The sequence below is a fragment of the Ruegeria marina genome (assembly GCF_900101475.1).
Lineage (GTDB): Bacteria > Pseudomonadota > Alphaproteobacteria > Rhodobacterales > Rhodobacteraceae > Ruegeria_B > Ruegeria_B marina.
Genome location: NZ_FMZV01000001.1, coordinates 122,245 through 141,369, shown reverse-complemented (window position 1 = coordinate 141,369; position 19,125 = coordinate 122,245). Strand labels below are relative to the sequence as shown.

General features: G+C 62.5%; 18 protein-coding genes and 1 tRNA gene. 10 read left to right on the top strand and 9 right to left on the bottom strand.

Annotated features, from left to right (window positions below):
- Positions 1–165 precede the first annotated feature (165 nt).
- Positions 166–1,170 carry a GlxA family transcriptional regulator gene (locus BLT75_RS00690; RefSeq protein WP_093026790.1) on the top strand — a complete coding sequence of 335 codons (1,005 nt, stop codon included), beginning with the start codon at positions 166–168 and terminating at the stop codon, positions 1,168–1,170.
- A 94-nt stretch (positions 1,171–1,264) separates the two neighbouring features.
- On the opposite strand, the gene BLT75_RS00685 is transcribed toward BLT75_RS00690, so the two are convergent.
- Positions 1,265–1,675 carry a hypothetical protein gene (locus BLT75_RS00685; RefSeq protein WP_143028492.1) on the bottom strand — a complete coding sequence of 137 codons (411 nt, stop codon included), beginning with the start codon at positions 1,673–1,675 and terminating at the stop codon, positions 1,265–1,267.
- A 36-nt stretch (positions 1,676–1,711) separates the two neighbouring features.
- A complete protein-coding gene (locus BLT75_RS00680) occupies positions 1,712–2,824 on the bottom strand; it encodes a PQQ-dependent sugar dehydrogenase (RefSeq protein ID WP_093026788.1) in 1,113 nt (370 codons plus the stop codon).
- 159 nt (positions 2,825–2,983) lie between these two features.
- Between BLT75_RS00680 and BLT75_RS00675 the strand changes: the two genes are divergently transcribed.
- From BLT75_RS00675 to BLT75_RS00650, 6 genes are all read left to right on the top strand, one after another.
- On the top strand, positions 2,984–4,177 hold the full coding sequence (locus tag BLT75_RS00675; RefSeq protein ID WP_093026787.1) for an ABC transporter substrate-binding protein: 1,194 nt from the start codon (positions 2,984–2,986) through the stop codon (positions 4,175–4,177).
- 135 nt (positions 4,178–4,312) lie between these two features.
- Positions 4,313–5,101 (top strand): ABC transporter ATP-binding protein, encoded by a 789-nt coding sequence (locus BLT75_RS00670; RefSeq protein WP_093026786.1) that lies wholly within the window; start codon positions 4,313–4,315, stop codon positions 5,099–5,101.
- Positions 5,098–5,928: an ABC transporter ATP-binding protein gene (locus tag BLT75_RS00665; RefSeq protein WP_093026785.1), complete on the top strand. Its 831-nt coding sequence runs from the start codon at positions 5,098–5,100 to the stop codon at positions 5,926–5,928. Before BLT75_RS00670 ends, BLT75_RS00665 begins: the two co-directional genes overlap by 4 nt.
- 71 nt (positions 5,929–5,999) lie before the next feature.
- Positions 6,000–6,332, top strand: a complete 333-nt coding sequence (locus tag BLT75_RS00660) for a hypothetical protein (RefSeq protein WP_143028491.1) — start codon at positions 6,000–6,002, stop codon at positions 6,330–6,332.
- Positions 6,332–7,342, top strand: a complete 1,011-nt coding sequence (locus BLT75_RS00655) for a branched-chain amino acid ABC transporter permease (protein ID WP_093026783.1) — start codon at positions 6,332–6,334, stop codon at positions 7,340–7,342. The genes BLT75_RS00660 and BLT75_RS00655 overlap by 1 nt, the downstream gene beginning before the upstream one ends.
- Complete coding sequence (locus BLT75_RS00650) at positions 7,339–8,643, top strand: branched-chain amino acid ABC transporter permease (protein WP_093026782.1); 1,305 nt, start codon at positions 7,339–7,341, stop codon at positions 8,641–8,643. The genes BLT75_RS00655 and BLT75_RS00650 overlap by 4 nt, the downstream gene beginning before the upstream one ends.
- A gap of 192 nt (positions 8,644–8,835) precedes the next feature.
- On the opposite strand, the gene BLT75_RS00645 is transcribed toward BLT75_RS00650, so the two are convergent.
- On the bottom strand, positions 8,836–10,386 hold the full coding sequence (locus tag BLT75_RS00645) for a helicase HerA-like domain-containing protein (protein WP_093026781.1): 1,551 nt from the start codon (positions 10,384–10,386) through the stop codon (positions 8,836–8,838).
- Between the two features lie 439 nt (positions 10,387–10,825).
- Between BLT75_RS00645 and BLT75_RS00640 the strand changes: the two genes are divergently transcribed.
- Positions 10,826–11,440, top strand: a complete 615-nt coding sequence (locus BLT75_RS00640; protein ID WP_093026780.1) for an invasion associated locus B family protein — start codon at positions 10,826–10,828, stop codon at positions 11,438–11,440.
- A gap of 63 nt (positions 11,441–11,503) precedes the next feature.
- Here the strand turns inward: BLT75_RS00640 and BLT75_RS00635 are convergent, their stop codons facing one another.
- Genes BLT75_RS00635 through BLT75_RS00620 form a run of 4 tightly spaced genes read right to left on the bottom strand, consistent with a single transcriptional unit; the run spans position 11,504 to position 15,750 of the window.
- Complete coding sequence (locus BLT75_RS00635) at positions 11,504–12,712, bottom strand: beta-ketoacyl-[acyl-carrier-protein] synthase family protein (RefSeq protein ID WP_093026779.1); 1,209 nt, start codon at positions 12,710–12,712, stop codon at positions 11,504–11,506.
- Between the two features lie 8 nt (positions 12,713–12,720).
- The gene (locus BLT75_RS00630) at positions 12,721–12,978 is read right to left on the bottom strand and encodes an acyl carrier protein (protein WP_093026778.1); all 258 of its coding nucleotides are present in this window, start codon (positions 12,976–12,978) and stop codon (positions 12,721–12,723) included.
- 30 nt (positions 12,979–13,008) lie between these two features.
- Positions 13,009–14,100 carry a UDP-3-O-(3-hydroxymyristoyl)glucosamine N-acyltransferase gene (gene lpxD, locus BLT75_RS00625; RefSeq protein ID WP_093026777.1) on the bottom strand — a complete coding sequence of 364 codons (1,092 nt, stop codon included), beginning with the start codon at positions 14,098–14,100 and terminating at the stop codon, positions 13,009–13,011.
- Between the two features lie 36 nt (positions 14,101–14,136).
- Positions 14,137–15,750 (bottom strand): L,D-transpeptidase family protein, encoded by a 1,614-nt coding sequence (locus tag BLT75_RS00620; protein WP_093027284.1) that lies wholly within the window; start codon positions 15,748–15,750, stop codon positions 14,137–14,139.
- Positions 15,751–16,109: 359 nt separating this feature from the next.
- Between BLT75_RS00620 and mepK the strand changes: the two genes are divergently transcribed.
- Positions 16,110–16,679: a peptidoglycan L,D-endopeptidase MepK gene (mepK, locus tag BLT75_RS00615; RefSeq protein ID WP_093026776.1), complete on the top strand. Its 570-nt coding sequence runs from the start codon at positions 16,110–16,112 to the stop codon at positions 16,677–16,679.
- Positions 16,680–16,945: 266 nt separating this feature from the next.
- Here mepK and BLT75_RS00610 read toward each other — a convergent pair.
- Positions 16,946–17,029, bottom strand: a tRNA-Leu gene (locus BLT75_RS00610).
- 79 nt (positions 17,030–17,108) lie between these two features.
- Positions 17,109–18,239 (bottom strand): HupE/UreJ family protein, encoded by a 1,131-nt coding sequence (locus tag BLT75_RS00605; protein ID WP_093026775.1) that lies wholly within the window; start codon positions 18,237–18,239, stop codon positions 17,109–17,111.
- Here BLT75_RS00605 and BLT75_RS00600 point away from each other — a divergent pair.
- Positions 18,238–19,038 (top strand): DUF4198 domain-containing protein, encoded by an 801-nt coding sequence (locus tag BLT75_RS00600; protein WP_093026774.1) that lies wholly within the window; start codon positions 18,238–18,240, stop codon positions 19,036–19,038. The two genes, BLT75_RS00605 and BLT75_RS00600, sit on opposite strands and share 2 nt — an antisense overlap.
- Positions 19,039–19,125 lie beyond the last annotated feature (87 nt).

Below are 19,125 nucleotides of genomic sequence, written 5' to 3'. Positions count from 1 at the left end.
TTTTCTCCGCAACGATAACGACAGGTGGCCTCTATACAAAAACCATGTAGCAGTGACCATATCCGATTTGCGGCTCTTGACGTCGTAAACAAGCTCTGCCCAATGTGCAGTAGAGATCGCATATGCGCTGGAGCCGCGCATGATGCAAAACAAGGACATTACACAGTGAAAGAACAACGCCAAGTTGTCAAAGTTGATACTGCCGGCAAGAAGCCGCAACGCTTTGTCTTTGTTCTTCTCGACCAGTTCACCATGCTGTGTTTCGCTTGCGCGGTTGAATCGCTTCGCATTGCAAACCGGATGGCCGGCAAGACGCTGTACGAATGGACCGTCATCGGGGAGGGCGGCGTATCGGCCACCTGCTCGAACGGCACCGTGTTCAAGCTTGACGGCGACCTCGGCGAGTTGCGGCGCGAGGACATGCTCATGGTCTGCGGCGGCATCGACGTTCAGAAGGCCACCACCCGAAAGGTCGTCAGCTGGCTGCGCCGCGAGGCACGCCGCGGCCCGGTCATCGGCGGGCTTTGCACAGCGGGCTACACGCTGGCCAAGGCCGGGCTGCTCGATGGCAAACGCGCCACCATCCATTGGGAGAACCAGGACAGTTTCATCGAGGAATTTGAAGATGTGACCCTGACCAAATCGGTCTTTGTGGTCGACGGAAACCGGATCACCACCGCCGGCGGCACCGCCTCGATCGACCTGATGCTCAAGCTGATCGCCAACCAGCACGGCGAGGAACTCGCCAATGCGGTGGCCGACCAGCTGATCTATTCCTCGATCCGTACCGACCAGGACACCCAGCGCCTGTCGACGCCGACCCGGATCGGCGTGCGTCACCCCAAGCTGAGCCAGGTCATCCAGATGATGGAACGCAACATCGAGGAACCGATCTCGCCCGCCGCGCTGGCCAAGGACGTCGGCATGTCCACCCGTCAGCTGGAACGGCTGTTCCGCCGCTACCTGAGCCGCAGCCCGAAACGCTATTACATGGAACTGCGCCTGCAAAAGGCCCGCAACCTGCTGATGCAGACCGACATGAGCGTGATCAACGTGGCGCTGGCCTGCGGCTTTGCCTCGCCCAGCCATTTCTCCAAATGCTACCGGGCGCATTACAACACGACGCCCTATCGCGAACGCGGCGCGCAAAGCACCCGGCTTTCGGTCTGAACTGCCACGTCAGGGGGCACTGCCCCCTCGGCCCTGACGGGCCTTGCCCCCCGAAGGATTTTCGAAAAGATGAAGGCGCGTGCCGCGCCGCAGGTCAGAACTTGTCGAAGATATTGTCGGAATTTGTGTTGAGGTTGAATTTCAGGACCACCAGTCCCTCTTCGCGGCGGTGCAGGAAGGCATAGAAGTAGACATATGATTTCTGCCGGTTCCAGTAGACCCGCATTTCCTGGCTGAAGTCCGGCGTCAGCTCGACCCGTTTGAGAACCGCGCTGCCGGTGAAGTCGAAGGGCATCGCGTTCAGGAGCTGCGCATTTGTGGCGTTCAGCTGGGCTTCGGTATATTCGTCCTCACCGCCGAGGCTGTTGATCAGCGCTACGAAATCGCGCCACATGATCTTTTCGTCCACGAAACCGGCATATTCATCATAACTGGCGAAGACCCGGTCCTCGGCGCTTGCCGACGCCGGACTTAGAAGCACAAGGAAAAATATCAACCACCGCATCGCACCCTCCATGCCTGATTGCTGGTCGAGATCAGCCTAGGAAGCGGGGCTCATCCTGTAAACAGCGCCGCGCCCCTCGGAGATGAACCAGATCGTTCCGTCGGGTGCTTCGACGATATCGCGCAAACGCTCGGTTTCCGGACCCTCGATCCGCTCCGCCTGGCGCGGCGGTTCGCCCGCCAGCCGGGCGATATGGTCGAATTTGAGCGAGCCGACAAACAGATGGCCCTGCCACTCGGGCCAAAGCCTGCCGGAATAGATCATCAGCCCCGAGGGCGCGATCGAGGGATCCCAGTAGAACGATGGCTGTTCCATCCCGGCCTTGTGCGTACCCTCTCCGATCCTTGCGCCGGAATACTCGGTTCCGTAGGAGATCACCGGCCAGCCATAGTTCGCGCCCTTGCGGATCAGGTTGATCTCGTCCCCGCCCCTGGCCCCATGTTCCGAGGTCCACAGACGTCCGCGCCCGTCAAGCGCCGCGCCTTGCGGGTTGCGATGTCCCCAGGACCAGATTTCGGGCCGCACACCGGAGTTGCCGACAAAGGGATTGTCCGCTGGCACGCTGCCATCACGGCGGATGCGGATCACGCTGCCGTTATGGTTGGAACGGTCCTGCGCAGACGCAGCCTCGCCCCGGTCGCCCAGCGTGACGAACAGCGTGCCATCGGTCGCCTCGACTACGCGGCTGCCGAAATGCCGTCCTCCTTTGCTGCCGGGGGCGGCCTCGAAGATGGTGTTCACTTGCGTCAGACGCCGGTTTTCCGGGCTCAACCGCGCCACTGCAACGGCGGTACCTGCCCCACCCCCCGACTGAGGCCGGGAATAGGTCAGGAATAGCTCGCGGCTTTGCGCAAAATCCGCCGCCAGCGTGATGTCGAGCAATCCGCCCTGTCCCTGGGATCGCGTCCGGGGCACGCCGGTTACGGGCTGCACCCTGCCGTCCGAGGCAAACACCAGCCGACCGCCACGTTCGGTGATCAGTGCCCCACCCTCAGGCAGCGGTGCGACGGCCCAGGGCGTGTCCAGCCCTTCAGCCATGACCTCCAGTCGGACCTGTCCCGCAGACGTCGTCAGGACCGATTGTGCCATCCCCGGAGAGCCGATGAAGCAAAGCGTCAGAATCAAAGCGTTGAACAGACGGTAAAGCATGATCCAACCTCTGGCTGAAGCGGCATTCAAACCGCAGGTTTCCGGCAAACATCTAGGCGATTTCCGCCGCAAAACCACTTTTTCGTTAGGACTTTCCTTTTTCCCGCAGCTTGCCTAATTTCGATGCAGAACGATTGCGTTCCAACAAGGGAGTAACTTATGAAGAAACTGCTCACGGCCACTGCGGCCTCCGCACTGATGGCCAGCGCCGCCTTTGCCGGCGGTCACGCCAAGGAAGTCAAGATCGGCGTGATCCTGGGCTTCACCGGCCCGATCGAATCGCTGACTCCGTCGATGGCCGATGGCGCCGAACTGGCGATGAAGGAAGTCAGCGACTCGGGTCTGCTGCTGGACGGCGCCACCGTCACCTCGGTCCGTGCCGACTCGACCTGCGTCGATGCCGCCGCCGCCACCGCCGCCGCCGAACGCCTGATCACCTCGGACAAGGTCGACGGGATCATGGGCGCCGACTGCTCGGGTGTCACCGGCGCCATCCTGTCGAACGTCGCGGTGCCGAACGGCGTCGTGATGATCTCTCCCTCGGCCACCTCGCCGGCGCTGTCCACCGCCGAGGACAACGGCCTGTTCTTCCGCACCGCGCCCTCGGATGCGCGCCAGGGCGTCGTGATGACCGAGATCCTGATGGAAGAAGGCATCAACGAAGTTGCCGTGACCTATACCAACAACGACTACGGCAAGGGTCTGGCCGACAGCTTCCAGCAGGCTTTCGAAGCCGCCGGCGGCAAGGTCACCATCTCGGCCGCGCATGAAGACGGCAAGGCCGACTACTCGGCCGAAGTCGGCGCGCTTGCCGCGGCGGGCGGTCAGCGTCTGGTCGTGGCCGGCTATGTCGACCAGGGCGGTTCGGGCATCGTGCGCTCGGCGATCGATTCGGGTGCTTTCGACACGTTCCACTTCCCCGACGGCATGATCGGCGCCAAGCTGGAAGAGAATTTCGGCAGCGAGATCGACGGCTCTACCGGCCAGCATCCCGGCACCGACAGCCCGGGCGTGGCCAAGTACGAGGAAATCGTGGCCGGCGCCTTCGACGCAACCTCGCCCTTCACCCCCGAATCCTATGACGCGGCAGCGCTGATCCTGCTTGCCATGCAGGCCGCGAACTCCAAGGATTCGGCCGATTACAAAGAGCACATCATGCATGTCGCCAACGCACCGGGCGAAAAGATCTATCCCGGCGAACTGGCCAAGGCGCTGCAGATCATCAAGGACGGCGGCGATGTCGATTATGTCGGCGCAACCGCGGTCGAGCTGATCGGACCCGGTGAAAGCGCCGGCAACTACCGCCAGATCAAGCTCGAGGGCGGCAAGATCACCACGGCCAAGTTCCGTTGATCGCTCTGCAATGATGGACTGACAAGCAGCCCGGTCCTTGTGTCCGGGCTGTTTCAATGACAAAAAGCCGCACCTCGCACGAGGATGAGGCAATAAACAACAGGGCCGCGCAATGTATGCGGCTTGGGGGAACACATGATCGTCGTCGAAGACGTGCACAAGCACTTCGGCGGGTTCCATGCGGTGGATGGTGCATCGCTGGAAATCGCCAAGGGTTCCATTACCGGCCTGATCGGGCCGAACGGAGCCGGCAAGACCACCCTGTTCAACGTGATCGCCGGCGTCCTGCCGCCCACCAGTGGCAAGGTCACCATGGATGGCGAGGACATCACCGGCCTGCCGCCGCACGAATTGTTCCACAAGGGGCTGCTCAGGACCTTTCAGATCGCGCATGAGTTCAGCTCGATGACCTGCCGCGAGAACCTGATGATGGTGCCCGGCGGCCAGATCGGTGAAACCCTGTGGAACACCTGGTTCGGGCGCAAGCGCATCGCCGACCAGGAACGCGCCCTGCGCGCCAAGGCCGACGAAGTGCTGGAATTCCTGACCATCAGCCATCTGGCCGACCACAAGGCGGGACAGGTCTCGGGCGGGCAGAAGAAGCTGCTGGAACTGGGGCGCACCATGATGGTCGATGCCAAGATCGTCTTTCTCGACGAGGTCGGCGCCGGTGTGAACCGCACCCTGCTGATGACCATCGCCGACACTATCCTGCGCCTGAACAAGGAACGCGGCTATACTTTCGTGGTGATCGAGCACGACATGGATTTCATCGGCAAGATCTGCGACCCCGTGATCTGCATGGCCGAAGGCAAGGTCCTGGCCCAAGGCACACTGGACGAGATCAAGGCCAACGAGCAGGTGATCGAGGCCTATCTCGGCACCGGGCTCAAGAACAAGGCGAAACTGGAGGCGGGCGCATGAGCGGCAATCCCTACCAGGACGATCGCGGCAACAAGGATGCCACGATCACCAACCCGCATGGCGTCGGCACCATGACCCCGGCCCACCGCAAGAGCGGCCCGACGACCAAGGTCGACGGCGGCCCCTTCCTGATCGGCGACACCATGACCGGCGGCTACGGCAAGGGCCCCGACATCCTGCATGAATGCACCATCGCCGTGAACCCGGGCGAGATCGCGGTCATTGTCGGCCCCAACGGCGCCGGCAAGTCGACCGCGATGAAGGCGGTGTTCGGCATGCTCGACGTGCGGTCCGGCTCGGTCCGTCTCGATGGCGAGGACATCACCCGGCTCACCCCGCAGGACCGGGTGGTCAAGGGCATGGGCTTCGTGCCGCAGACCAGCAACATCTTCACCTCGATGACGGTCGAGGAGAACCTGGAAATGGGCGCCTTCATCCGGCGCGACGATATCCGCGAGACCATGGAACAGGTCTATGACCTTTTCCCAATCCTGCGCGAGAAACGCTACCAGGCCGCGGGCGAGCTTTCGGGCGGCCAGCGCCAGCAGGTCGCCGTGGGCCGGGCGCTGATGACCAAGCCCAAGGTGCTGATGCTCGACGAACCCACCGCCGGCGTCAGCCCCATCGTGATGGACGAGCTTTTCGACCGCATCATCGAGGTCAGCCGCACCGGCCTGCCGATCCTGATGGTCGAGCAGAACGCAAAGCAGGCGCTTGCCATCGCCGACAAGGGATATGTCCTGGTCCAGGGCCGCAACGCCTTTACCGGCACCGGCAAGGAACTGCTGGAAGATCCCGAAGTGCGCAAATCCTTCCTGGGGGGCTGAGGGTGGCGAACCACGCGATCCATTCTGCCTGCCTCGCGGTCGTCACCCTGGTCATGCCGGCGGGACCGGCAATGGCCGGCGACCTATATCGCTGCCAGTTCGACCGCGAATGCATGCCGGGCCAGGAATGCCGCACCGATGCCGGGTTCCCGGCGCTGGTGGCGCGCGACGGCGACGGCTGGCAGGTCACGCTGACGCCCGGAACCGCGGCCATCGCCTTTGCCTGGCTTTCGGCCGGCGACGGCATGCTGCACCTGGTGTCGGCGCAGACCGATCCGATGGCCACGGCCGCAACCCTGCTTTCGATTGCCCCGGACGGCACCGCGATGGTGTCGACGCATGGCAACTTTCACATTCCCGGAGCAGTAACACATCTGGGCACCTGTATTTCGGAGGATAACTGATGGACATCCTCAACGCCCTCGTGGCGCTGTCCAACTTCGTGCTGATCCCCGCCATCGCCTATGGCAGCCAGCTGGCGCTGGGCGCTCTGGGGGTGACGCTGATCTATGGCATCCTGCGCTTTTCCAACTTCGCCCATGGCGACACCATGGCGTTTGGCGCGATGATCGCCGTTCTGGTGACCTGGTGGCTGCAATCCGTGGGCATCGGCCTCGGCCCGCTGCCGACCGCGCTGCTGGCCCTGCCCTTTGGCATCCTTGGGTGCATGGCGCTGGTGCTCGTCACCGACCGCATGGTTTATCGCTTCTACCGCGAACAGAAGGCCAAGCCGGTGATCCTCGTCATAGTCTCGATGGGCGTGATGTTCATCATGAACGGGCTGGTGCGCTTCATCATCGGCCCCAACGACCAGAACTTCGCCGATGGTACACGCTTCCTGATCTCGGCTCGCGACTTCAAGGAGATGACCGGTCTTGAAGAGGGCCTTGCCATCAAGTCGACCCAGGCACTGACCGTTGTCGTGGCGGTGATCGCCGTGGCGCTGCTGTTCTGGTTTCTCAACAAGACCCGCACCGGCAAGTCGATGCGCGCCTATTCCGACAACGAGGATCTGGCGCTGTTGTCGGGCATCAACCCCGAGCGGGTGGTGATGTACACCTGGCTGATCGTGGCGGCGCTGGCCACCACCGCGGGCGTGCTCTACGGCCTCGACAAGAGCTTCAAGCCCTTCGTCTATTTCCAGCTTCTGCTGCCGATCTTCGCCTCCGCCATCGTGGGCGGCCTCGGCAGCCCGCTGGGCGCCATCGCGGGCGGATTCGTCATCGCCTTTTCCGAGGTCACGGTGACCTATGCCTGGAAAAAGGTGCTGGGCTACCTCGCCCCCGCCGGCATGGAGCCTGACGGCCTCGTCCAGCTCCTGAGCACCGATTACAAGTTCGCGGTCAGCTTCGTCATCCTGCTGATCGTGCTGCTGTTCAAGCCTACGGGCCTCTTCAAGGGGAAAGCGGTATGACCGAGACAGTGAAGAATGCCGCCCTGTTCCTGGGCGTGGCCGCCCTGGTCGTGATCACCGGCTTCATGCAAAGCTGGAACTCGGCCATCCTGATCGTCAACATGGGGCTGATCTCGGCCATCATGGCGATCGGCGTCAACCTGCAATGGGGTTTTGCCGGCCTCTTCAACGTCGGCGTCATGGGCTTTGTGGCCCTGGGCGGTCTTGCCGTGGTGCTGGTGTCCGAGCCGCTCTCGCCCGAGGCCTGGTCGGCCGGCGGCTGGGGCATCGTCCTGGCGCTGCTGCTGGGTGCCGCCACCGTGTTTGCCGCCGTGATGGCGACCAGGCGGATGCCCAGGGGACGCACCCGCGCCCTGACCATCCTGACGGTGCTGGTCGCGGGATTCGTGATCTACCGGGCCGTTTTCGATCCCAATGTCATGGCGGTCGAGGCGATCAACCCTGCCGCCGCAGGCAATATCGGCGGGCTCGGCCTGCCGGTCCTGCTGGCCTGGCCGGCGGGCGGGCTGCTCGCCGCGGGCGCGGCCTGGCTGATCGGCAAGACCGCGCTTGGCCTGCGCTCCGACTATCTCGCCATCGCCACGCTGGGCATCGCCGAGATCATCATCGCGGTGATGAAGAACGAGGACTGGCTGGCGCGCGGCGTCAAGAACGTGATCGGCCTGCCGCGTCCGGTCCCCTACGAGATCGACCTGCAGAACGACCCCGGCTTCGTCGAAAGCGCGGCCAGTCTGGGTCTCGATCCGGTGACCGCCTCGACCCTCTACGTCAAGTTCGGCTATTCGGTGCTGTTCATGGTGGTCCTGCTTGTCCTGCTCTGGATGGCCCAGATGGCGCTGAAAAGCCCCTGGGGCCGGATGATGCGCGCCATCCGCGACAACGAGGTCGCGGCCGAAGCCATGGGCAAGGATGTCACCCGCCGCCACCTTCAGGTCTTCGTTCTGGGCTCGGCGGTCTGCGGCATCGCCGGCGCGATGATGACCACGCTCGACGGCCAGCTGACACCGGGCACCTACCAGCCGTTGCGCTTTACCTTCCTGATCTGGGTGATGGTGATCGTCGGGGGCTCGGGCAACAACTTTGGCGCGGTGCTGGGCGCCATGCTGATCTGGTTCCTCTGGGTCCAGGTCGAGCCGCTGGGCCTCTGGCTTATGAACCTCATCACCATCGGTCTGCCCGAAGGCAGCGCGCTGAAATCGCACCTGATCGACAGTGCCGCCCATATGCGGCTGCTGACCATGGGGGTCATCCTGCTGCTTGTGCTCAGGTTCAGCCCACGCGGGCTGATCCCCGAAAAGTAGCAACGCCAAAGGCCGCGCCTCCGGGACGCGGCCTTTCCTTAAGACGACAGTGGTCTTTTTGCGAGGCTCCGCCTCGCGCTCCGGAGTATTTTGGACCAGAAAGAAGCAGCACAATTCAGCCCTGCTTCTTTCTGGTCCCAAGTACTCCGGGGGAGTCGCCGACAGGCGACGGGGGCAGAGCCCCCTGCACCCTCAACGGCCCTTGAACAGGCTGCCAAGGATGCCGCGCACGATGCGGCGGCCGGTGGTGCCCTTCAACTCCTTGATCACCGCCTCGCTCATGGCGCTGGTCAGCGTGTCTTCCTTCCTGCTCCGCTTCGGCGACTGTGACGACGACCGGCTGACCCGGCTGCCGGAATAGCGGCGGGCGGAATTGTATTCCCGCTCCCAGGGGCTGGCCGCCTCGGCTTTCACCTCGGCCGCCTCGGCCGCGCGCGCCGCCGCCTCGGCCCGCTGTGCCAGGATCTCGAAAGCCGACTTGCGGTCCAGCGTCGTGTCATACTTCCCCGACATGTCGGAGGCGTTCAGGATCGCCCGGCGTTCCGCCGGGGTGATCGGGCCCAGCTGCGACGAGGGCGGCCGGATCAGCGTGCGCTCGACGATCCCAGGCACCCCCTTCTTCTGCAACAGCGATGTCACAGCCTCGCCCACACCCACGTCGCGGATGGCGTCCTCGGTATCGAAAGCGGGGTTCTCGCGATAGGTTTCGGCTGCCAGTCGCAAGTTCTTTCGGTCCCTGGCGGTAAAGGCGCGCAGCGCGTGCTGGATGCGGTTGCCCAGCTGGCCCAGGATGTCCTCGGGCACGTCCGCCGGGTTCTGGGTGATGAAATAGACGCCGACCCCCTTGGACCGGATCAGGCGCGCCACCTGTTCCACCTTGTCGATCAGCGCCTTGGGCGCGTCGTCGAACAGCAGATGCGCCTCATCGAAGAAGAACACCAGTTTCGGCTTGTCCGGATCGCCCACCTCGGGCAGTTCCTCAAACAGTTCGCTGAGCAGCCAGAGCAGGAAGGTGGCATAGAGCCTGGGCGAGGCCATCAGCCTGTCCGAGGCGAGGATATTGACCATGCCGCGCCCCTCGGCATCGGTGCGGATCAGGTCGGCCAGATCCAAGGCGGGTTCGCCGAACAGCCGCGCACCGCCCTGGTTCTCGATCACCAGCAGCCGCCGCTGGATCGCGCCCACCGAGGCGGGCGAGATATTGCCATAGCGCAGCGAAAGGGATTTGGCGTTCTCGCCGATCCATACCAGCAGCGCCTGAAGGTCCTTGAGGTCCAAGAGCGGCAGCCCCTCTTCGTCGGCCAGCCGGAAGGCGATGTTCAGGATGCCTTCCTGCGCCTCGCTCAGTTCCAGCAACTGCGACAGCAAGAGCGGTCCCATCTCGGCCACCGTGGTCCGCACCGGGTGTCCCTGTTCGCCGAACAGGTCCCAGAAGGTGACCTGACAGGCGCGATAGTCGAAATCGGCAAAGCCGATCTTCCCGGCCCGCTCGGTGAACGGACCATGCAGCTTGTGCGCCGAAGAGCCGGATTTCGCCATGCCCGACAGGTCGCCCTTCACATCCGCCATGAACACGGGAACGCCGGCATCCGAGAACCCTTCGGCCAGGATTTGAAGCGTAACCGTCTTGCCGGTTCCGGTGGCCCCCGCAATCAGCCCGTGCCGATTTGCGTATTTCAGGTCCAGCCACTGGCCCACCCCGTAGTCTGGACCGCCACCGCCAAGAAAAATCTTCCCGTCCATATGGATTGTGCCTCGAATTTTAGCGTTCTACATGGACCATACTAACTTAACCTTTGGCTGCGATAGTCCAAATTGTCCTCCAGGGCGGTCCTGCCGTCGGGGGGCTTCCTCCCTGTCAGACTGGCCGTGCCCAAGGGCACGGCATTTTTCTACCGATTGATCAAAACCTGAACAAAGGCAGGTATTTGACCGGAATTCGGAAAATTCCCCTTCTTAACTGTTGACCCCTCGCCAGCGCTTTCGTAACGTCTGTGCATAATACTAAGTCGGCCAGTCCGACGGGGAGAAAACATAGAAAGGGAACCTGGATCCAGGTTCCCTTTTTTCATGTTCAGACTTGGCGATCAAATCCTCGCCTACGCATGCCTTTGCCCGCTGACAGTCCTCGCGCCGCGTGATAGGTGGAACATTGAGCAGCCATTCTCTCAATGAGGCATTCATGAAAAAGACCCTCTTTCCACTTGCCGCCGCCCTGTTTGCATTGGCGACCTCGGTTGCGGCGCAGACCGACACGCAATCCGGGGAGGCCGCACCAGCCGGCCAGGAAAAGACCGCAGACCAACTTCTCGATCTTGGTCAGCCCGCCGATTCCGGTCCGCAACTCGGTCAGCGCTATTCCAAGGAAAAGACAGGCGACTGGGATCTGGCCTGCATCAAGACCGAAGCCGAGACCGATCCCTGCTCGCTCCTGCAGATCCTGACCGACGACAAGGGCAACCCGATGGCCGAATTTTCGATGTTCCGCCTGGAAGAAGGCGGTGTCGCCGTGGCAGGCGCGACGGTAATCGTGCCGTTGGAGACCCTGCTGCCGGCGCAACTGACATTGCAGATCGACGGTGCGCCGGGCAAACGCTACAATTATTCCTTCTGCAATCCGATCGGCTGTGTGGCCCAGATCGGCCTGACCCAGGGCGATATCGATGCCATGCAGAAAGGCGCCGAGGCCACTATTTCCCTGGTGCCGGCTCCGGCCCCGGACCAGGTCGTGCGGTTGAAAATGTCCCTCAAGGGCTTCACCGCCGGCTACGACAAGGTCGACATCGTCTCGGAGTGAGACGGTCCTGAATGACAAAGGCCGCCCGACCATGTGTCGCGGCGGCCTGTTTGTCCTTCATACTCAGACCTTGCGCAGAGCCAGAACCGCGTTCAGCCCGCCAAAGGCAAAGGCATTGCTCAGCGCCACGTCGACCCTGGCCTCGCGCGCCACGTTCGGTACCACGTCCAGCGCGCATTCGGGGTCCGGTTCCTCGTAGCCGATGGTCGGCGCGATCACCCCATCGCGCAATGCCATTATGCAGGCCAGAAGCTCGACCGCCCCGGTTCCCCCGATCAGGTGCCCATGCATGGACTTGGTCGACGAGATCATCAGGCTGTCGGCATGGGGGCCGAACACATCCGCCACGGCGGCGCATTCGGTCTTGTCATTGGCGGCCGTACCGGTGCCATGCGCATTGATGTAGCCGACCTCGCCCGGGTTGATCCGGGCATCCGCCAGCGCCCCGGCCATGGCGCGCGCCGCCCCCTGTTTCGACGGCATCACGATGTCCGAGGCGTCCGAGGACATTGCAAAGCCGGAAACCTCGCACAGGATCTCGGCGCCGCGGGCCCTGGCGTGCTCGTATTCCTCGAAGACGAAGACGCCCGCGCCTTCGCCCTGAACCATGCCGTTGCGGTTGGCGCTGAAAGGGCGGCAGGCGTCCTTGGACATCACACGCAAGCCTTCCCAGGCCTTGACCCCGCCGAAACACAGCATCGATTCCGATCCCCCGGTGATCATCACCGGGGCCATGCCGCTGCGCACCATGCTGAACGCCTGTGCCATCGCATGGTTGGACGAGGCACAGGCTGTCGACACGGTGAAGGACGGCCCCTTCAGATTGTGCTCCATCGACACATGGCTGGCGGCCGCGTTGTTCATCAGCTTGGGCACGACAAAGGGATGAACCCGGTTCTTGCCCTCTTCATAGACCGAGCGGTAATTCTCGTCCCAGGTGCTGACGCCGCCCCCGGCTGTGCCCAGCACCACGCCCGATTTGGCCGACAATTCACCGTGAAACTCCAGCCCCGACTGCTCGATCGCCTCCTTGGTAGCAGTCAGCGTGAACTGGGTGAACCGGTCATACAGCGACATCTGCTGGCGATTGAAACGCCCCTCGGCCTCGAAGCCGCGTACCTGTCCGCCGATCCTGATCGCCAGCCGTTCGACATCGCGAAACTCCAGTTCGCCAATGCCGCAGCGGCCCTCGCGCATGGCTTCCAGCGTCTCGGGCACCGAGTGCCCCAGCGCGTTGATGGTGCCAGCACCGGTGATGACGACCCGTTTCATGGGGGCGGTCAGACCTTTTCCGCCACGAGTTTTTCGATGCCCGCGATGATCGCCGCCACGTTCGAGATATCGAAATCGCTCTGCGTGGGTTCATTGGCGTTGAACGGGATCGAGATGTCGAATTCTTCCTCGATGGCAAAGATGCTTTCGACAAGGCCCAGGCTGTCTATCCCCAGATCCTCGAGCGTGCTTTCCGGGCTGACGTCCGACGGCTCCAGCACGGCCTGCTCTGCAATGATGGCGATGACGCGGTCGCTGATGCTCATTTCGGTCCCCTGTGATGGTTTGGGGGTGATTTACTCGCTCGAACCGGGTTTGAAAACTGCCTTTTTCAGGTCGTCAATGTCGCGCATCATTCGCGGCAGTCGCCGCTGCGCCTTGTAGATTTCGGTGTGCAGATCCATCTTCACGCCCGGATAGCCCATGATCACCCGGCCCGCGGGCACATTGGACAGGATCTTGGTCCCCCCACCCGAGATCACCCCGTCCCCGATGAAGATGTTGTCGACCACTCCGGTCTGGCCGCCCAGAACCACGTTGTTGCCGATCTCGACCGAGCCCGATACACCGGTCTGGCCACACAGCAGGCAATCGCGCCCCACGCGGGTGTTGTGGCCCACATGAACCAGGTTGTCGAGCTTGCTGCCATCGCCGATCCGGGTGTTGCGGATGGTGCCGTTGTCAACGGTGCAATTCGCGCCCACCTCGACGTCATCGCCGATCTCGACCGAACCCAGAGAATGAATGCGGACCCAGGCCTGCGCCTTGGCCTCGCCTTGGTCGCCCAGCGTCTTTCGGGCGTTTTCGGCCCCCGATACCTCGGGCGTCACGAACGAGAATCCGTCGCCGCCGATCCGCGCCCCCGGTTGGGCAATGAACCGGTCGCCGATCGTCACGCGCGCACCGATGCTGACCATCTCGCGTAGCCAGGCCTTCTGTCCCAGAACGGCATCCATCCCGACCACGCAATGCGGCCCGATCACAGAACCCGCGCCAATCCGCGCGCGGGCACCGATGACACTCAGTGGCCCGATACGCACATCCGCGCCGATCTCGGCGCTTGGATCGACAACGGCTGAAGGATGAATGCCCGGCGCAACCCCCTGCCCCGGATCCAGCATCGCCGTCACGCCGGCCATCGCCAGTCGTGGTCGTGGTGCGAAGATCGCCGCGGCAAGGCCCATCGCCTTCCAATCGGCGCCGGGCCAAACCAGCGCCGCACGCGCCTTTCCATGCCCCAGCGCCTCGGCATATTTCGGCGACATCGCCAGAGCCAGGTCGTCCGGTCCTGCATCCGCCGGTTCAGCGGCGCGCGTGATCACAAGATCGATATCCCCCGCCGCTTCTGTTCCGAGAGCTTCGGCTATCTGGGAAATGGTGAAATGCATGAAGGGCCCCGTCCGCTGTTGGTGCGCCCCGCAGACTTATCCTTGAACGGCAGTCAGGACCACCCCCGCCCGGCTGAGCGCATCCCAAATCTTTGCGTCACGTCCATAAACATCGCGCCGAAACCCGGGATTGCCCCGGTCGTCCACATAGGCCGTGCGATAGATGATATGTACCGGTACGTGCTGCGTCAGGTCCACCTTGGTTTCCCTGCCGGTGTTCAGCACCCCGTGGAAGAAACTCTTGGGGTCGGCCTCCTGAGCCGCCAGCAGCGCATAGGCGAACTCGAACGGCTGGGCCAGGCGGATGCAGCCATGCGAGAACGCCCGAACCTCGCGCGCGAACAGATGTTTCTGTGGCGTGTCGTGCAGGTAGATGTTGTACTTGTTGGGGAACATGAACTTGACCAGCCCCAGTGCATTGTTCCTGCCCGGCGGCTGGCGCATGGCAAAGGGAAAGCTGCGGGTCGAGAACTGGTTGAAATCGACGGCGTTGCGGTCCACCCGACGGCCCCGGCTGTCGGTGATTTCAAGATACCCGTGTGCGTTGGGGTTGTTGCGCAATTTCGGCAGGTATTCCTTGGTGATGATCGAGCGCGGCACATACCAGCTCGGGTTGATCACCATATGCTCCATCTCGTCGGAAAACTCCGGGCTGCGCCGGTCCGAGGTGTTCATCCCGATGACCGAACGGGTCTCGAATGTTACACGCCCGTGATCGACGATCTTGGCGGAGAAATCGGTCTGGTTGACCAAGATATGGCGCTCGCCCCGATCGCGGGGCAGCCAGCGTTCGCGCTCCAGCGCGACAATGACCGATTTCAGGCGATCGGCGACCGACCTGTTGATCTCTTCCAGCGTGGCGTCTCCGGCTATCCCGTCCGGTTCGAGCCCGTGGGCCAACTGGAACGACTGTACCGCCTTCTGAAGCGCGGCGTCATAGGTCGCGGCCGCGCTGCGATCCATGTATCCCATCGCAATCAGGCGGTTGCGCAGTTGCACGACGCGGTCACCCGAATCTCCCGGTGCCAGTTTCCCGCCCGGAACCGTCGGCCCCCAGCCCCCTGCGGCCAATTCCCGCTCGAGGCCCAGCTTGAGCTTCAGCAGGGCGCGGTACTGGGTTGTATGCGGCGCAAGTTCTCGCAGGTAACGGCCCGGATCGGCGGCCTGGAACTCGGCCAGGTATTCGCCCGCGCCCCGGCGCGCGACCTCGCGCACCATGCCCTCGTCAATGGCCGAAGGCACCAGGAAACCGGTCTGTATATCGCTGGCGAACCGCGCAAACACGCGGCTCATGGCCACCTCAAGCAGCCCCATGTCCCGCACGGTGTGCGCGGCCGCCATCCTGGCCATCAGACCTTCGACATCGTAGCGAGATGCCGGAAGGCCATGGATATCCGCCATTGACAAGGCTTCGATCAATGCGGCCCGACGCGCAAGGAACGCCTCGCCCTCACCGGTCCAGACCGGCTGATAGCCATTCTGCCGGTAGAATGCGCCGACGGTTTCGTCCCCGAAGCTGGCCTCCGCGACCGCCTGCTTGTAGGCGGTGACCTGCGCCATCGCTGCGGAGACCGGAACGACGGCAAGCGCACCGGCAAGCACGGCGGCCGTCATCAAGGGGCGAAAGCGAAGTCGAAAGCTCAAAGACATGCGGTGTTTCCTGAAACCAAAGCGTTTTTCAAAACTGGCGAAGCCCTGAAATGTTCCCAAGAACCAAATGGAAAAGTCCATTCACATTCTATTTATCTCGCCAAATCTCGTCCCATCTGATGCGCGGATGCATCGCCGAACGCCCTTCAGGTGAACGGATTTTTGCGTGGATAGATGAATCCACATCACCTGTTTGGGCGAAAATCTGCCGAAAATCAGCCTCAAACCTCAAGATTCCGAAAGAATTCTTGGCGATCGAATCCCCTTGTGCCATAAATTCGGCCATCCGGGGGGATGGAGATTAACAATGTACGCGTAACATCGTGTGCAGGCAGGATACGTACGGGACAGAAAGTCACATGGCGAACACCAGTTCTTCGGGCCTTTCGAGGCGCGCGCTTCTTCGGGCATTCGCGGCGACAGCCGTAACAGCTGCACCCACATATTCCATGGCCGCAGGCTTCCTGCGGGGCGGCGGCGACATACGCCGCATCCGCATGTACTCCGGTCGTACCGGCGAACGGATCGATATGGTCTACTGGATCGACGGCGATTACATCAAGGACGCGGTCAAGGAGATCAACTTCTTCATGCGCGACTGGCGTGTCGATCAGGTCAAGACCATGGATCTGCGCACGATTGACATCATGGCAGCATCTCACAACCTTCTCGACGTGAGCGAACCCTACATGCTGCTCTCGGGCTATCGCAGCCCGCAGACCAACGCGATGCTGCGCAGCAAATCTCGGGGGGTGGCGCGCAACTCTCTGCATATGCAGGGACAGGCCGCGGATCTGCGGCTGGCTTCCCGGTCGGTCAACCAGATCGCCAATGCGGCCAGTTCCTGCCGCGCAGGCGGCGTCGGCAAATACCACCGGTCCAATTTCGTGCACATGGATTGCGGCGACGTCCGCACCTGGGGCGGCTGATCGTCCCAAATCCCTGTCGGCAAAGTGACCCCCGTGCATCCAGCGCGGGGTTCTTTTTTGCGGTAGTCCCTGAAATGACATCACGCGGTTCAAAGCGTTACGCCTCGCCACCGTTTCGCATCAAAACTGTCATCGGCGCGGGTTGAAAGTGCAATCAGCCGCCCAACGATGGACATTTTTGGAAACGCTTTGACAAATGCGGGGAAGCCCTTGTGATCAAAAGACAATTCATCCCGGCGCGGGCATGGCATTCACTGTCTTGAAAGTGGTGCGGGTGGTCGGACTCGAACCGACACACCTTGCGGTAAGGGTGTTTGAGACCCTCGCGTCTACCATTCCGCCACACCCGCACTGTCGAGTGCTTTTAGGCGTCACGGCGAAGGTGGTCAAGATATTGTCTCAGTCGAAATGGCTGATCGTGGCACCGGATCAGAGGACGCGCTCGACGAACCAGTAGGCGCCCACCAGGGCGATGACGATCGACGCCGGAATGGCGATGCGGCCGCGATACCAGGGCTTGTTCCGGAACCAGAGGCCAACCGTCAGGAACGCAAGCGCAACCACGGTCAGTTGTCCGAGTTCCACGCCAATATTGAAGCCCAGGAGCGCGGACAGGAACTGCCCGCCGGGCAGGCCGAATTCGCCCAGAACGCTGGCGAAGCCCAGACCGTGCAACAGGCCGAACCCAAAAACGACGACCGGCCGCCAGGGGTGCAACCGTCGCACGAAGACGTTTTCCAGGGCGACAAATGTGATCGAGGCCGCGATGAGCGGTTCGACAATACCCGGATCGACCTTCACCATGCCGGATGCCCCGAGAGCCAGCGTGACCGTGTGCGCCAGGGTAAAGGCGCTGATCTGCCAGATCAGGGGACGCAGCCGCGACGACAGGAAATACAGCCCCAGCACGAACAGGATGTGATCCAATCCCTTGGGCAAGATGTGATCGAACCCGACCGGGATGTAGGACTGAAAGGTTGCCATCGGACCCAGCGCAGCGCCGCCCCGCAGCGGGATCGCCGGGCTGGATTCCCCACCCTGAAGATATCCCGTATAGGGCTCCTCGACACCCTGCTGCCGCAAAACCAGACCACCTGCTCCGGCCGGCCACCCAATTTTCAGACTGCCTGCGCCTTGGGGGATCTCTGCCGTAAACAGTATGATCGATGTCCGCGGAAGCTCTGGGTTTCCGACCACAGGTATGCGCGCGCCTTCGAAATGCATCTGCAACCGCGCCCCGGCTTCGATCGAGACAGAATCCAGCCAGCGCGGAGCGAACTCTCGAACCAGGGGTTCAAGTTTCGACGCATCCATTGCGCGCAGCCTGTCGTAACTGTCGGACGCATCGGACTCGTCGGTGTCCGCAAGTCCGTCCAGGTCGATTTCGGCAACAAACGCTTCGACGTTCATGCGCAGTTCAAAATACAGCTGGTCCCCGTCAACCCGGAAATCCGCAACTGTCGGCGTGACTTCATGCGCTGTCGCGGAGAAGGTCCAAAGGCTTGACAGCAACACGAGATGCAGCAGTTTGGTGATCAGTCTTTCAAAGGTCCGCCTCATGTTGCGTGTTCTCGCCCTGCTGATTGGTCTCGTTGCCGCCGCCTGCCCCGGCGTTGCCCATGAGTTTTGGATCGAACCCCATGAATATCAAGTGAAAAGCGGCGCAGGGGTGGTTGCGGACCTGCTGGTGGGAGAAAACTTCGAGGGAGCGCCGCAGGTGTTTTTTCCCGACCGCGCCACGCGGTCGGAAGTGATCCGCGATGGCAATGTTCTGCCCTATCAGGGGCGCATGGGCGACGTTCCGGCGATACAGGTGGCGGAACCCGGTGCGGGCTTGCTCATCCTGGTTCACGAAACCCGTGCAACAACCCTCAAGTACAAGGCATGGGAGGACTTTGCCGCCTTTGCCGCGCACAAGGATTTTCCCGATATCGAGGCCCGGCATGACGAACGCGGTCTGCCGCGACAGGATTTCTTTGAAAGCTATACCCGCCATGCAAAGGTTCTGATCGGCGTGGGTGGCGCAGAGGGAGAAGATCGCGAAACCGGGATGGAGACCGAATTCGTGGCGCTGGCAAATCCCTATACCGACGACCTGTCCGACGGGATGCCGGTGCGACTGCTCTATCAGGGGCGGCCACGGGCGGGTGCGCAGGTCGAGGTGTTCGACCGGGCCCCGGACAAGACGGTATCGGTTTTCCTGGCGCGCACCGATGCGGCTGGTGAGGCCATCGTTCCGGTTCAGCCCGGACATGCCTATATGTTCGACGCGGTGGTGTTGCGCCCCGCTCCCGAAGGCGGTCGGCCGGTTTGGCACAGCCTTTGGGCTGCTCTCACATTTGCAGTTCCTGCCGACTGATCCGTTCCCGGGCCTTGAGTCGCGCCCGGGTTCGGACCATTCTTCTTTGAAAACCCTCTTCTTCACTCATCCCAATGCCTAAATTGA